Origin of the sequence: Streptomyces sp. NPDC002734 (assembly GCF_040295685.1) — a bacterium.
Classification (GTDB): Bacteria; Actinomycetota; Actinomycetes; order Streptomycetales; family Streptomycetaceae; genus Streptomyces.
In genome coordinates this window covers 67,628-80,325 of sequence record NZ_JBEOVU010000024.1, presented here as the reverse complement: position 1 = coordinate 80,325, position 12,698 = coordinate 67,628, and the positions used below count along the sequence as shown (strand labels likewise).

Annotated in this window: 11 protein-coding genes; 5 read left to right on the top strand and 6 right to left on the bottom strand. The window is 74.8% G+C overall.

The window, feature by feature from the left end:
* Window positions 1-170: 170 nt before the first annotated feature.
* From araD to ABT026_RS21495, 3 genes are all read right to left on the bottom strand, one after another.
* Window positions 171-2,000, bottom strand: a complete 1,830-nt coding sequence (gene araD / locus ABT026_RS21505; RefSeq protein ID WP_351116439.1) for an L-arabinonate dehydratase — start codon at window positions 1,998-2,000, stop codon at window positions 171-173.
* Window positions 1,997-2,908, bottom strand: a complete 912-nt coding sequence (locus tag ABT026_RS21500) for a dihydrodipicolinate synthase family protein (RefSeq protein WP_351116438.1) — start codon at window positions 2,906-2,908, stop codon at window positions 1,997-1,999. The genes araD and ABT026_RS21500 overlap by 4 nt, the downstream gene beginning before the upstream one ends.
* 68 nt (window positions 2,909-2,976) lie before the next feature.
* Window positions 2,977-3,627: a GntR family transcriptional regulator gene (locus ABT026_RS21495; RefSeq protein WP_351116437.1), complete on the bottom strand. Its 651-nt coding sequence runs from the start codon at window positions 3,625-3,627 to the stop codon at window positions 2,977-2,979.
* Window positions 3,628-3,788: 161 nt separating this feature from the next.
* On the opposite strand from ABT026_RS21495, the gene ABT026_RS21490 reads away from it, so the two are divergent.
* Window positions 3,789-4,094 (top strand): hypothetical protein, encoded by a 306-nt coding sequence (locus ABT026_RS21490; RefSeq protein ID WP_351116435.1) that lies wholly within the window; start codon window positions 3,789-3,791, stop codon window positions 4,092-4,094.
* Window positions 4,095-4,454: 360 nt separating this feature from the next.
* Here the strand turns inward: ABT026_RS21490 and ABT026_RS21485 are convergent, their stop codons facing one another.
* Window positions 4,455-5,657, bottom strand: coding sequence for a hypothetical protein (locus ABT026_RS21485; RefSeq protein WP_351116434.1), 1,203 nt, complete (start codon window positions 5,655-5,657; stop codon window positions 4,455-4,457).
* Window positions 5,654-6,601 carry a 5-dehydro-4-deoxyglucarate dehydratase gene (locus tag ABT026_RS21480; RefSeq protein ID WP_351116433.1) on the bottom strand — a complete coding sequence of 316 codons (948 nt, stop codon included), beginning with the start codon at window positions 6,599-6,601 and terminating at the stop codon, window positions 5,654-5,656. The genes ABT026_RS21485 and ABT026_RS21480 overlap by 4 nt, the downstream gene beginning before the upstream one ends.
* A 270-nt stretch (window positions 6,602-6,871) precedes the next feature.
* Here ABT026_RS21480 and ABT026_RS21475 point away from each other — a divergent pair, with 270 nt between their 5' ends.
* On the top strand, window positions 6,872-7,690 hold the full coding sequence (locus ABT026_RS21475) for an NAD-dependent epimerase/dehydratase family protein (RefSeq protein WP_351116431.1): 819 nt from the start codon (window positions 6,872-6,874) through the stop codon (window positions 7,688-7,690).
* Between the two features lie 81 nt (window positions 7,691-7,771).
* Here the strand turns inward: ABT026_RS21475 and ABT026_RS21470 are convergent, their stop codons facing one another.
* Entirely contained in the window at window positions 7,772-8,851 is a 1,080-nt protein-coding gene (locus ABT026_RS21470) for a LacI family DNA-binding transcriptional regulator (protein ID WP_351116430.1), read from the bottom strand.
* Between the two features lie 567 nt (window positions 8,852-9,418).
* On the opposite strand from ABT026_RS21470, the gene ABT026_RS21465 reads away from it, so the two are divergent.
* From ABT026_RS21465 to ABT026_RS21455, 3 genes are read left to right on the top strand one after another with little or no spacing between them, the layout of a single operon-like run.
* A complete protein-coding gene (locus ABT026_RS21465) occupies window positions 9,419-10,582 on the top strand; it encodes a Gfo/Idh/MocA family protein (protein ID WP_351116428.1) in 1,164 nt (387 codons plus the stop codon).
* Window positions 10,579-11,754, top strand: coding sequence for a dihydrodipicolinate synthase family protein (locus ABT026_RS21460; RefSeq protein WP_351116427.1), 1,176 nt, complete (start codon window positions 10,579-10,581; stop codon window positions 11,752-11,754). The genes ABT026_RS21465 and ABT026_RS21460 overlap by 4 nt, the downstream gene beginning before the upstream one ends.
* Window positions 11,751-12,617 carry a sugar phosphate isomerase/epimerase family protein gene (locus ABT026_RS21455; protein ID WP_351116425.1) on the top strand — a complete coding sequence of 289 codons (867 nt, stop codon included), beginning with the start codon at window positions 11,751-11,753 and terminating at the stop codon, window positions 12,615-12,617. The genes ABT026_RS21460 and ABT026_RS21455 overlap by 4 nt, the downstream gene beginning before the upstream one ends.
* The last annotated feature ends 81 nt before the right edge of the window (window positions 12,618-12,698 follow it).

The following is a 12,698-nucleotide window of genomic DNA, read 5'->3' as shown; positions in this document are numbered from 1 at the left end:
GGGAGCCGGGCCCGCTCCGGGGTCCGGAGGGCGGCGGGGTGGGCCGACGAGGTCGGCAGAAAGCGCTTGCTCCACGGCGTGCGCCGGTCCGGGCGCGGAGGCGGACGCGGTGGGTGGTGGTGGTGGTGCGCCGCCGGCCGGGGCGCGGGGCACGGCCGGCCGGCGGCGGTTCAGCCGGCGTAGGGTTCGGGCACCTTGCCCGGGCGGGCGAGGAAGGCGAAGTCGCAGCCGGTGTCGGCCTGGGTGATCTGTTCCTGGTACAGCGCGCCGTAGCCGCGTTCCCACCGCTGCGCGGGAGCCGTCCAGGCGGCGCGGCGGCGCTCCAGTTCGGCCTCGTCGACCTCCAGGCGCAGGGCGCGGGCCGGGACGTCGAGGGTGATCAGGTCGCCGGTGCGCACCAGGGCCAGCGGGCCGCCGACGTGCGACTCGGGCGCCACGTGCAGCACGCAGGCGCCGTAACTGGTGCCGCTCATCCGGGCGTCGGAGATCCGCACCATGTCCCGCACGCCCTCCTTGAGGAGGTACTCGGGGATGGGCAGCATCCCGTACTCCGGCATGCCGGGCCCGCCCTGCGGTCCCGCGTTGCGCAGCACCAGGACGTGGTCGGCGGTGATGCCGAGCGCGGGGTCGTCGATGGTGCGCTGCATGGTGCGGTAGTCGTCGAAGACGACGGCCGGGCCGGTGTGCCGCAGCAGGTGGGGCTCGGCGGCGATGTGCTTGATCACCGCGCCGTCGGGGCAGAGGTTGCCGCGCAGGACGGCGACGCCGCCCTCGTCGGCCAGCGGCCGCTCGCGCGGGCGGATGACCTCGTCGTCGTGGACGAGGGCGCCTTCGAGCTGGGCGCGCAGTGTGGGGTGGGCGGCGGTGGGCCGGTCCAGGTGGAGGACGTCGGTGAGGCGCGAGAGGAAGCCGGGCAGGCCGCCCGCGAAGTGGAAGTCCTCCATGAGGTACGCGCCGCCGGGCCGCAGGTTGGCGAGGACCGGCACGGTGCGGGCGATGCGGTCGAAGTCGTCGAGGGTGAGGGTGACGCCGGAGCGGCCGGCCATGGCGATCAGGTGGATGACGGCGTTGGTGGAGCCGCCGAGCGCGAGGACGGTGGCCACCGCGTCCTCGTACGCCTCCCGGGTGAGGATCTTCGACGGGGTGACGTCCTGCCACACCATGCCGACGATGCGGGCGCCGGCGGCCGCGGCCATCCGCTCGTGGCCCGAGTCCACGGCGGGGATGGACGAGGCGCCGGGCATCGTCATGCCGAGCACCTCGGCGGCTGCGGTGAGGGTGGAGGCGGTGCCCATGGTCATGCAGTGGCCGGGCGAGCGGGCCAGTCCGTTCTCCAGCTCGGAGAGTTCGCCGTCGCCGATCTCACCGGCGCGCCGCTGGTCCCAGTACTTCCACATGTCGGTGCCGCTGCCGAGGACCTCCTTGCGCCAGTGGCCCGGCAGCATGGGTCCGGCCGGCACGAACACGGCGGGCAGGCCGGCGCTGGCGGCGCCCATCAGCAGGGCGGGCGTGGTCTTGTCGCAGCCGCCGAGGAGCACGGCCCCGTCCACCGGGTAGGAGCGCAGCAGTTCCTCGGTCTCCATGGCGAGGAGGTTGCGGTAGAGCATGGGGGTCGGCTTCTGGAAGGTCTCCGAGAGCGTGGAGACCGGGAACTCCAGCGGGAAGCCGCCCGCCTGCCACACCCCGCGCTTGACCGCCTGGGCGCGTTCGCGAAGGTGGACGTGGCAGGGGTTGATGTCGGACCAGGTGTTGAGGACCGCGACGACGGGCTTGCCGAGGTGCTCCTCGGGCAGGTACCCGAGCTGGCGGGTGCGGGCGCGGTGACTGAAGGTACGCAGACCCGACGAGCCCGCGGAGACGGAGTCGCCGTACCAGCGGTGGCTGCGCAGATCCTCCGGACGCCGGGTGGCGGGGCTCGGCGCCTCGGGGCGCGGGGCGTCAGGATGCGGGGCGTCGGGACTCGGGGCGGCGGCGTGCGGGGCGGCGGTGTGGTCGGTCATATCCCCCACCCCTTCAGCAGGGCGGCCACCGCGGCGCGGCGCTCCTCGGTGATCTCGTGGCTGGGCGGGCGGACGTCGCGCCGGCACAGGCCCAGCGCGGCGAGGGCCTCCTTGACGACGCTCACGTTGTCCGCGGACTGCCGGTCGGCGCGCAGTTCCTCGAACGGCCGGACCCTCTCCCACACCTCCATGGCGGCCGGCAGGTCACCGCCGCGCAGGGCGTCCAGCATCGCGAGGGACAGCTCGGGGGCGACGTTGACCAGCCCCGAGGTGAATCCGGTGGCCCCGCCGGACCAGTAGGCCGGCGCGTACAGCTCGGCGAGGCCGGCCACCCACACGAAGCGCTCCAGGCCCGCGTCGCGGGCGAAGGCGGCGAAGTGCGCGGCGTCCGGCACCGCGTACTTCACGCCGACCACGTTGGGGCAGCGCGCGCCCAGTTCGGCGAGGGCCCCGCCGTCCAGGTGCGGGTTGCGGATGTAGGGGACGACGCCCAGTTCCGGCACGGCCTCGGCGACCGCGCGGTGATAGGCGATCCAGCCCTCGCGCGAGACGTAGGGGTGGACGGGCTGATGGACCATGACCATCCGCGCTCCGGCCTCCCGGGCGTGGACGGCGGCGGCCACGGCGGCCGGCACGTCGTGGCCGACGCCGACGACGATCGTCGCCCGGTCCCCCGCCTCCTCCACCGTCACCTCGGTGACGGTGCGCCGCTCCTGGGGGGTCAGCGTGTAGAACTCCCCGGTGTTGCCGTTCGGGGTGAGGGTGCGCACGCCCGCGTCCAGCAGGCGGCGCAGCAGCACCCGGTGCGCGGCGAGGTCGAGACCGCCGTCGGCGTCGAACGGCGTCGCGGGGATCGCGACGACGTCGGCCAGTGCTGCCCTGAGAGGAGTGTGGTCCGCGTGCGCCATCGAGGCCGCCCTTTCTTCTCCGTGACGATGTCCGTGCACCTGCGTCTGCTGGGCCCGACCGGGTTCTGTCACATGGCGGCCTCCTCATCGGGGAAGGCCCGGTGGACGAAGGAGGCGATGTGGTCGTGCAGGGCGCGGGCCGCGCCGTCCGCGTCGCCGGCCCGGGCCAGCCGCAGGATCTCCCGGTGCTCGGCGGCCTCCCGCTCCCAGGAGGGGATGGCGCCCCACACCACCGCGGAGACGAGCGCGGCCTGGTCGCGGACCTCGTCGAGCATCCGGGCGAGCAGCGGGTTGCCGCAGGGCACGTACAGGGCGCGGTGGAACTCCCGGTTGGCGAGGCTGCGTTGGGCGTTGTCCTCGGCCTCGTCGGCCCGCACCAGCGCGTCCGCCGCGACATCCAGGGACGCCTGGCGGGCGATGGTGCGCCGCAGCGCCTCCGGCTCGAGCAGCAGGCGGACGTCGTACACCTGGTGGGCCATGGCCGCGTCCACCTCGCGCACGGTGACGCCCTTGTACTGGCTCATCACCACGAGCCCGGTGCCGGCCAGCGTCTTGAGCGCCTCGCGCACCGGCGTCTTGGACACCCCGAACCGTGCGGCGAGCTCGGCCTCCACCAGCGCCTGACCGGGCACGAGCTGCCCGGTCAGGATGCCGTGCTTGATCGCGTCCAGCACGTACTGGGTGCGCGAGGGGATGGGAGCGGGGGCGGCGAAGGCCATGGGCTCTCTTTCGTATCCGACGTATCGCGTCTCATATATGACGTACGAAGTACGACGCGACGAAGCTAGGGCCGTGGCTGTGTTCCGTCAACGCTTCGGACGAGGAAATCCCGTGTTTCCGGAGGGAGTTGTGCCGCACGGGGTGCCCGTAGGATGTCGGGATGCACCCGCCGGCCTGGAAGAACCACCGCGTCCTGGTCGCCGTGTGGGCGGTCCTGTGCGGGGCGAGTCTTGTCGTCACCCTCGCGCTCGAAGCCTCCCCGGCACCGGTCCCGGCGCCCGCCTCGCGGGAGCCCGGGGGACCTGTCAGCGCCGAGTGCGCCGCGTACGTCGCGGACGTCGAGAGGACACTGGCCGAGGCCGGGCAGGAGGGCCGGGTGGTGGACGTGCAGAACTTCACGCGGGCCGAGTCCGGCGCCGAGGACTGCGACGCCGTCGTGCGCGACCGCCTGGCCGGCCGGCGGTGACCCCGGTGCCCGTGGCGGGTCGCCACGGGCACCGGAGGTGTGCGATGCGGGCCGGCCTCGTCGGGCCCGCGGCAGGCGGCGACGGCGCTCCGGCCGCGTGAGGGCGCGCGGGGCCGGACAGCCGCGTGAGGGCCGGGCGGCGGCCGGGCTCACGGCACTTGGGTCCAGGGGCGGCCGCCGGGCTCCGGGACGGCGGTCGTATTCAATGGCGGCGATCGGACTCAGGAACGGCGCCCGGCTCAGGCACGGCAAACGGGCTCGTGCGCGGCAGTCGGGTTCAGGCCCGACAGCTGAGCTCAGGCACGGCAAAGCGCCCCGAGCGGCGGGGGCCGGCGCCCTCGGGCCGGGGGCGCCGGCGAGTTACGCGTCGGGTCGGCCGAGTTCGGCGAGCTGTTCCGTGACGACCCGCAGGTCCGGGTCGGAGGCGAGGCCCGCGTGGTAGAGGCGCAGTTCCGTGGCGCCCAGCGAGGCCGCGTGGGCGGCGTCCGCGGCGAGCGTGCCCGGGCTGCCGCCCATACCGGAGACCACCGTGAAGTTGGCCGCCAGCACGGCGCCCTCTCGCCGGTGAGGTCCGAAGGGCCCGAGGACCGCTTCGCGGGCCGCGGCCATCCCCGTGCAGGGCAGGACGACACCGTCCGCGAGACCCAGCACGTGCCCCGCGTCGACCCCCGCGTTGGCCCCGCAGCGGTACGGCGCCGGGTCGGCGTGCAGCAGGACCCGGAAGCCGGGCGGCGCGGCGGCCCGCACCGCCTCGACGGTGGCCTCCTGCAGGGCGCGCGCGGCCTGGACGCGCCAGGCGAGGGTGGCCGCGGCGGGGCCGGAGCCGAGCAGTCTCTCCACGGCCGGCCACCCGGTGGCCTGCGAACCGCCCACCGCCCACACGGGTTCCAGCGCGCGCCGTACGTGCGCCGCCAGTTCACGGGCGTCCCACCCCTGGCCGGCGTACCCGTCACGGCAGTCGGGGCAGAAGCACAGCGACATCAGGTACTGGGTCGCGTCGCCGAGCACCACCCCGCCCACCTTGTCGTGGGCGTGCAGGTGCGCGAAGCCGTACCAGCCGCAGGACTCCAGTTCGGTGCCCGCCGCACCGGGACGGACGGCCGCCTCGGCGGCGAGGGAGGCGAGGTACTCACGCACCGCGGGCCGGGCGATGCACGGGGCCCACGGGTAGCGGTCCCCGTAGGCGTTGACCACGCCGATGTCCGGATGCTCGGCCCCCAGCCGCGAGTTGTGGGCGAGCACCACCCAACTGTGCACCTCCAGGCCGGCGTCGGCGAGCGCCGCGGCGGCCTGCCCGAAGGGGTCCTTCCCGGCCGGCGCCCAGTCGCCCGCCGGGTAGGGCCGCAGTTCACGGCCCTCCCAGCGCCCGGCGTCGGGCGGGTAGAGCACCGCGGCGTGCTCGGCGGTGACGATCCGGTGGGCGGGATGCCGGGGCGTCACCGCGCGCGTGGAGTGGTAGGCGGAGGCGAGTGTCACCTGCCGCACGCCGATCGCGGCGGTGCGGGCGGCGGCCTTCGGGTCGCCGACGACGTCCCAGGGGTACAGGAAGGCGGAGGCCCTCACGCCGCACCCCCTTCGGGCAGCAGCGCGTACCCGCGCTCGACGATGCGACCGAGTTCCTCGACGTGTTCGGCGGCCGGTTCGCTCAGCGGCGGACGCACCTCGCCGACCTTCCCGCCGCGCAGCCGCACGCCCGCCTTGACGAGGGAGACGGCGTAGCCGCGTCCCCGGGAGCGCAGTTCGACCAGGGGACGGTAGAAGCCGTCGATGAGGCGGTCGGCGGTCGCGTCGTCGCCGGTGGTGAGCGCCCGGTGGAAGGCGACGGCGATCTCCGGGGCGAAGCAGAAGGCCGCGGAGGAGTAGAGCGTGACGCCGACGCCCCGGTAGGCGAGCGCGGTGAGCTCGGCCGTGGGAAGCCCGTTGAAGTACAGGAAGTCGGAGCCGGGCAGTTCGGTGCGTACGGCGCTGACGATCCGCTGCACGAGGTCGAGGTCGCCGAGGCCGTCCTTCAGGCCGACGATCCGCGGGTGGCGGGCCAGCCGGGCCACCGTCTGCGGGGCGAACACCGCGTTGTCACGCTGGTAGACGATGACGTCGAGGCCGGTGGAGTCCGCGAGGGCGGTGTAGTGCGCCAACAGCCCCTCCTGGTCCGCGACGACCAGGTAGGGGGGCATGGCGAGCAGTCCGTCGGCGCCCGCCTCCTCGGCGGCGCGGGCGTACTGGACGGCGAGCGCGGTGCCGTAACCGGCGCCCGCGAAGACCGGCACCCGCCCCGCCGCCTCGGCGACGGCCGCGGCGACGCAGAGCCGGAACTCCTCCAGCGTCAGGGCGTGGAACTCGCCGGTGCCGCAGCACGCGAAGACGGCCGCGGCGCCGGCGTCGATGCCGTCGCGCACGTGCGCGCGCAACGCGTCGGTGTCGACGGACCCGTCGGGCCCGTACGCGGTGACGGGGAAGAACAGCACGCCGTCGAGCCGGGCGCTGAGCGGGGGTGAGGTCGTGGTCACGGGACTCCCTGGACTGCGGACGGCGACGCGCCGGTGTGCAGGTGAAGCGCGCACGTGCGGGTGGTCACAGATCTGACTGTCGTTTACATTTCTGAACGCTGGTCACGCTAGGGCAGCCGCCAATCCCGGTCAAGACGCGTAAACGCACACTTGACGCCGCGTCGGACACCTCCTTAGCGTGCGCACGAACCTGAACACCGTCCACGGATGCGGATCCGATCCGAGCCACGCACCGTCCGCTCCCGTCCGCCAGACCCGAGGAGAAACGCCATGCCCGCTCCCCGCACCCTCCTGCTCACCGGCGCGGCGGGCGGACTCGGCACCCTGATGCGGGAGTTGCTTCCCTCCTACGGGTACAGCCTGCGACTGTTCGACGTCATGCCCGTGGAGCGGGCGCGGGACACCGAGGAGGTGATCACCGCGGACCTGGCCGACCGGGCGGCGCTGCGCGAGGCGGTGCGCGGCGTGGACGCCGTCCTCCACCTCGCGGGCATCTCGCTGGAGGCGTCCTTCGAGAAGATCCTGCGCGCCAACATCGAGGGCACCTACCACCTCTACGAGGCGGTCCGCGAGCAGGGCGTCGGGCGCGTCGTCCTCGCCTCCAGCAACCACGCCGTCGGCTACACCCCCGCCCCGGCAGAGGGCGAACCGCTGATCCCGGTGGACACCCCGCGCCGCCCCGACACCTTCTACGGTCTCTCCAAGGCGTTCGACGAGGACCTGGCACAGCTCTACTGGGACCGGCACGGTCTGGAGACGGTGTCCGTCCGCATCGGCTCCTGCTTCCCCGAGCCCACGACGGTGCGGATGCTGTCGATCTGGATGAGCCCGGCCGACGCCGCGCGGCTCTTCCACGCGGCGCTGACCGCCGAGGACGTCGGCCACACCGTCGTCTACGGGAGTTCCGCCAACACCCGTCTGTGGTGGGACCTCTCCTCGGCGCGGGCGCTCGGGTACGAGCCGCGGGACGACTCCGAGCCGTACGCGGCGAAGCTCATCGCCGAGCAGGGCGAGCTCGACCGCTCCAGGCCCGAACAGGGCCTGCTCGGCGGGCACTTCACCACCAACCCGCCGATCTGGCCGCACTGACCCGCGCCGCGCGACACCGCCCGCGCCCCGCGAGCGCCGCGCCGCCCCACCCCGGCCTCGGGCCCGTCGCGCGGCGTTCCGTCACCCCGTGCGGGGCGCCCCCGTCGAGGCGCGGACGACGAGTTCGGCGGCGACCTCGGCCACCCTCCCTGGCGGTGGCTTCTCCGTTCCCAGCGCCAGCCGCCCCGCCCGCGCACCCGCCTCCTGAAGCGGCAGCCGCACGGTCGTCAGGGCGGGCACGGCGTCCGCGCTGAACGGCAGGTCGTCGAAGCCGGCCACCGAGACGTCCTCCGGCACCCGTAGTCCCGCCTCGCGCAGGGCGGCGCAGACGCCGAGGGCCACCGTGTCGTTGGCCGCGACGACCGCCGTCAGGCCGGGCTCGCGTCGCAGCAGTTCCCGCGCGGCCTCGTAGCCGGTCCGCCGGCCGTAGGGACCGTGCACGGTGAGCCCCCGACCGGCTGGGTCGCCGCCGAGGCCCGCTGCGGCCAGCGCCTCGCGGTGTCCTTCCAGCCGGTGGCGCGTGGTGGTGCGCTCGGCCGGACCCGCGGCGTAGCCGATGCGCCGGTGGCCGAGCTCCAGCAGGTGCGCGGTGAGGGCCCGGCCGCCGCCCCGGTTGTCGAACGGGAGCGCGGCGAGGACGGCGTCGGGGTGGGTGGTCAGCGGCGGCCGGCCGCACAGCACGACGCGGGTCCCCGCCTCCGCCAGCCGTGCCAGTTTCGCCGCGACCGCCGCCCCGTGGGCCGGGTCGTCGACGGTGTCGCCGGTGAGCACGACGGCCGCGGCGCGCTGGCGTTGGAGGAGGGTGAGGTAGGTCAGTTCGCGGTCCGGGGCGCCGCCGGTGTTGCAGACGACGGCGAGTTTCTCGCCGCCCGCCCGGCCGGTTCCGTCGCCGTCCCGGCACCCCATCTCGGCCTGGGCGGCCGAGGCCATGATGCCGAAGAACGGGTCGGCGATGTCGTTGACGAGGATGCCGACGAGGTCCGAGGTGGAGGCCGCCAGGGCGCTCGCCGGGCCGTTGAGCACGTAGTCCAGCTCGTCCACCGCGCGCAGCACGCGTTCCCTGGTCGCGGCAGCCACGGGGTAGTTGCCGTTGAGCACGCGGGAGACCGTGGCGGGCGAGACCTTGGCGCGGTTCGCCACGTCCGACAGGGTCACTGACATGGGGGCCCTCCAGGCGGCGGGTCGTGGGGGACGACGAGGAGCGGGCCGGCGCGCCGCCCCGCCCGGCTCCCCGCGATGGTCCCATCCTCGCCGCCCCGGGCGCGGCGCGAGGCGCCCGATCCGAGCCAGGTGACCGCGACGGTCTGTACGTGGCCGCGCGCGGTCGCTAGCGTACGTCGTAGAAAGCGCTTTCTACGGCGCGCTTTCCGTGGTGCCCGTCACCGGCCCCACGCGTTCCCGCAACCCGCGCCGGGCGGCTCGGCACGGGCGGCCCACGAACGGCGGCCCCGGCCGTCCCGGTCACCGGCCCCCAGCACCACGGGCCCGGTGGCCGGCCACCGCAGAGCCACCCGAGGCTGCTCGGGCCGCTCGGCACCCCGGGCTCCGGCGGTCAGGTCACCCGGCCCTCAGCACTCCGGGGCACGGCACACCGGCCATCGGTCGGCAGGCCGCCCGGGGAACCTCGGCCCCCGGCGCCCCGCCGCACGGGTCCGCCGGCGGACCGGCGCCCCGGTGACGTGAACCGCCGGTCCCGCAACGGGCCCGCCCGACAACGGAGGAGAGCACATGACACGCAGAACGGTGCGCATCGCGATGAACGGCGTCACCGGGCGGATGGGATACCGCCAGCACCTGGTCCGCTCGATCCTCGCCCTGCGCGAGCAGGGCGGCCTCCCCCTCGGCGACGGCACGGTGCTGTGGCCCGAGCCGGTCCTGGTCGGCCGCCGGGAGCACGCGCTGCGCGAGATCGCCGACCGGCACGGCCTGACCGAGTGGTCCACCGACCTCGACGCCGTCCTCGCCGACCCGACCGTCGACGTCTACTTCGACGCGCAGGTCACCACCGCCCGCGTCGACGCCGTCCGCCGGGCCGTCGCCGCCGGCAAGCACCTGTACGTGGAGAAGCCCACCGCCACCTCGCTGGAGGGAGCGCTGGAACTGGCCCGGCTGGCGCGCGACGCCGGAGTCCGGCACGGCGTCGTCCAGGACAAGATCTTCCTGCCGGGCCTGCTGAAGCTGAAGCGGCTCGTCGACGGCGGCTTCTTCGGCGAGATCCTGTCGGTCCGTGGGGAGTTCGGCTACTGGGTCTTCGAGGGCGACTGGCAGCAGGCGCAGCGCCCGAGCTGGAACTACCGTGCCGAGGACGGCGGCGGGATCGTCTCCGACATGTTCCCGCACTGGGAGTACGTGCTGCACGAGCTGTTCGGCCGGGTCACCTCGGTACAGGCCCTCGCCACCACGCACCTCCCGCGGCGCTGGGACGAGAGCGGCAAGCCCTACCCGGCGACCGCCGACGACGCCGCGTACGGCGTCTTCCAGCTGGCGGGCGGGGCCGTCGCCCAGATCAACTCCTCCTGGGCGGTGCGGGTCCACCGCGACGAGCTGGTCGAGTTCCAGGTCGACGGCACGCACGGCTCCGCCGTCGCGGGGCTGCGCGGCTGCCGCGTCCAGCACCGCTCCGCCACGCCCAAGCCGGTGTGGAACCCGGACCTGCCGGTCACCGAGTCCTTCCGCGACCAGTGGCAGGAGGTGCCGGACAACCTGCCGCCGGGGGCCGCGTTCGAGAACGGCTTCAAGGCCCAGTGGGAGCTGTTCCTGCGCCACGTGGTCCTCGACGAGCCGTACGCCTGGGACCTGCTGGCGGGCGCGCGCGGCGTGCAGCTCGCCGAACTCGGCCTGCGGTCCTCGGCCGAGGGCCGCCGCCTCGACGTTCCGGAGCTGACCCTGTGACGATCATGCTGCCCCGCCCGGACGGCGGGACCACCCCTTACACGCCCCGCACCGCGCCCACGGACCTCTCGGCCGACGGCCCACCACTGCTCTCCCGCACCGTCCTCGCGGCGGCCCACGTGGTCGCCGACCCCTACGCCGACACCACTCCGGACGGCCCGGCCGCCGTCGACTGGGACGCCACCCTCGCCTTCCGCCGCCACCTGTGGGCGCACGGCCTGGGCGTCGCCGAGGCCATGGACACCGCGCAGCGCGGCATGGGCCTGGACTGGGCGGGCGCCCGGGAGCTGATCCGCCGCAGCGCCGCCGAGGCGCGGGCGGTCGGCGGGCACGTCGCCTGCGGCGTGGGCACCGACCAGCTCGCCGCCCCCGGCGCGTCGCCTCGCCTCGGCCTCGCCGACGTGCGGGCCGCGTACGAGGAGCAGCTGGCGGTCGTCGAGGAGGCGGGGGCGCAGGCGGTCCTGATGGCGTCGCGGGCGCTGGCCGCCGTGGCGAAGGGTCCGGACGACTACCTGGAGGTGTACGAGGCGCTGCTGCGGCAGGCGTCGGAACCGGTGGTGCTGCACTGGCTGGGCCCGATGTTCGACCCGGCGCTGGAGGGCTACTGGTCGGGCGGCGACGACCTGGACGGGGCCACCGAGGCCTTCCTGGAGGTGGTCGCCGCCCACCCGGACAAGGTCGACGGCGTCAAGGTCTCCCTGCTGGACGCCGGCCGGGAGGTCGCGCTGCGGCGGCGGCTGCCGGAGGGGGTGTGCTGCTACACCGGCGACGACTTCCACTACCCGGAGCTGATCGCGGGCGACGAACGGGGCTTCAGCCACGCGCTGCTCGGCGTCTTCGACCCGCTGGCGCCGCTGGCCGCGCGGGCGGTGCGGATCCTGGACACCGGTGACGCGGCGGGCTTCCGGGCCCTCCTCGACCCGACGGTGGAGCTGGCCCGGCACCTGTTCGCCCCGCCCACCCGGTTCTACAAGACGGGCGTGGTGTTCCTGGCCTGGCTCTCGGGTCACCAGGACCACTTCACGATGGTCGGCGGGCTGCAGTCGGCCCGCTCGCTCCCGCACCTGGCCCGCGCGTACGAACTCGCGGACCGGCTGGGCCTGTTCCCCGACCCTGCGCTCGCCGAGACCCGCATGCGGAACCTCCTCGCGGTGTACGGGGTGGACCGATGACCGCCCCGGGTACGAACACGGACGCCGCCCTCTCCCGGTTCAGCCTCAACCAGGAGACCGTCAAGCAGTGGTCCCTGCCCGAACTGGCGGAGGGCTGCCGCAGGGCGGGCGTGACGCGGGTCGGCCTGTGGCGCGCCCCCGTCCAGGAGTACGGCGTGCAGCGGGCGGCGCGGCTGGTGAGGGAGGCGGGACTGACCGTCACCAGCCTGTGCCGCGGCGGCTTCCTCACCGCGACCGACCCGGGCGCGCGCGCCGCCGCCCTGGACGACAACCGGGCGGCGATCGACGAGGCGGCCGCTCTCGCGACGTCCACCCTGGTGCTGGTCTCGGGCGGACTGCCCGACGGGGACCGCGACCTGCGCGGGGCACGCGAGCGCGTCGCGGACGCGCTGGGCGAACTGGCCCCCTACGCCCGCGAACGCGGGGTGCGCCTGGCGGTCGAGCCGCTGCACCCGATGTTCGCCTCGGACCGCTGCGTGGTCTCCACCCTCGGCCAGGCCCTGGACCTCGCCGAGCGCTTCCCCGTCGAGGAGGTGGGCGTGGTCGTCGACGCGTACCACGTCTGGTGGGACGACACGGTCGCCGAACGGATCCGGCGGGCGGGAGCGGCCGGTCCGGACGGCGGCCGGATCGCCGCCTTCCAGGTCGCCGACTGGGTGACCCCGCTGCCCGCCGGCGTGCTGCTCGGCCGCGGCCAACTCGGCGACGGCAGCGTGGACATGCGCGGCCTGCGCGAGCTGGTCGACGCCGCCGGCTACGCCGGGCCGATCGAGGTGGAGATCTTCAACGAGGGCCTGTGGGCGCGGGACGGCGCCGAGGTGCTCACGGAGGTGGTGGAGCGGTACGCGGCCCACGTGCTCTGACCGGAGGGGCGGCACGGATGCGGCGCCCGATCGGTTCGAAACATTCGAGCCAATTCTTCCCGGCCGGCGCCGCATACGGCC

Excerpts from the sequence above, each read along its gene's own strand:
- ABT026_RS21495 (WP_351116437.1), bottom strand. The coding sequence starts at position 3,627 with ATGGCCTTCGCCGCCCCCGCTCCCATCCCCTCGCGCACCCAGTACGTG.
- ABT026_RS21475 (WP_351116431.1), top strand. The coding sequence starts at position 6,872 with ATGCCCGCTCCCCGCACCCTCCTGCTCACCGGCGCGGCGGGCGGACTC.
- ABT026_RS21455 (WP_351116425.1), top strand. The coding sequence starts at position 11,751 with ATGACCGCCCCGGGTACGAACACGGACGCCGCCCTCTCCCGGTTCAGC.
- araD (WP_351116439.1), bottom strand. The coding sequence starts at position 2,000 with ATGACCGACCACACCGCCGCCCCGCACGCCGCCGCCCCGAGTCCCGAC.
- ABT026_RS21465 (WP_351116428.1), top strand. The coding sequence starts at position 9,419 with ATGACACGCAGAACGGTGCGCATCGCGATGAACGGCGTCACCGGGCGG.
- ABT026_RS21470 (WP_351116430.1), bottom strand. The coding sequence starts at position 8,851 with ATGTCAGTGACCCTGTCGGACGTGGCGAACCGCGCCAAGGTCTCGCCC.
- ABT026_RS21490 (WP_351116435.1), top strand. The coding sequence starts at position 3,789 with ATGCACCCGCCGGCCTGGAAGAACCACCGCGTCCTGGTCGCCGTGTGG.
- ABT026_RS21500 (WP_351116438.1), bottom strand. The coding sequence starts at position 2,908 with ATGGCGCACGCGGACCACACTCCTCTCAGGGCAGCACTGGCCGACGTC.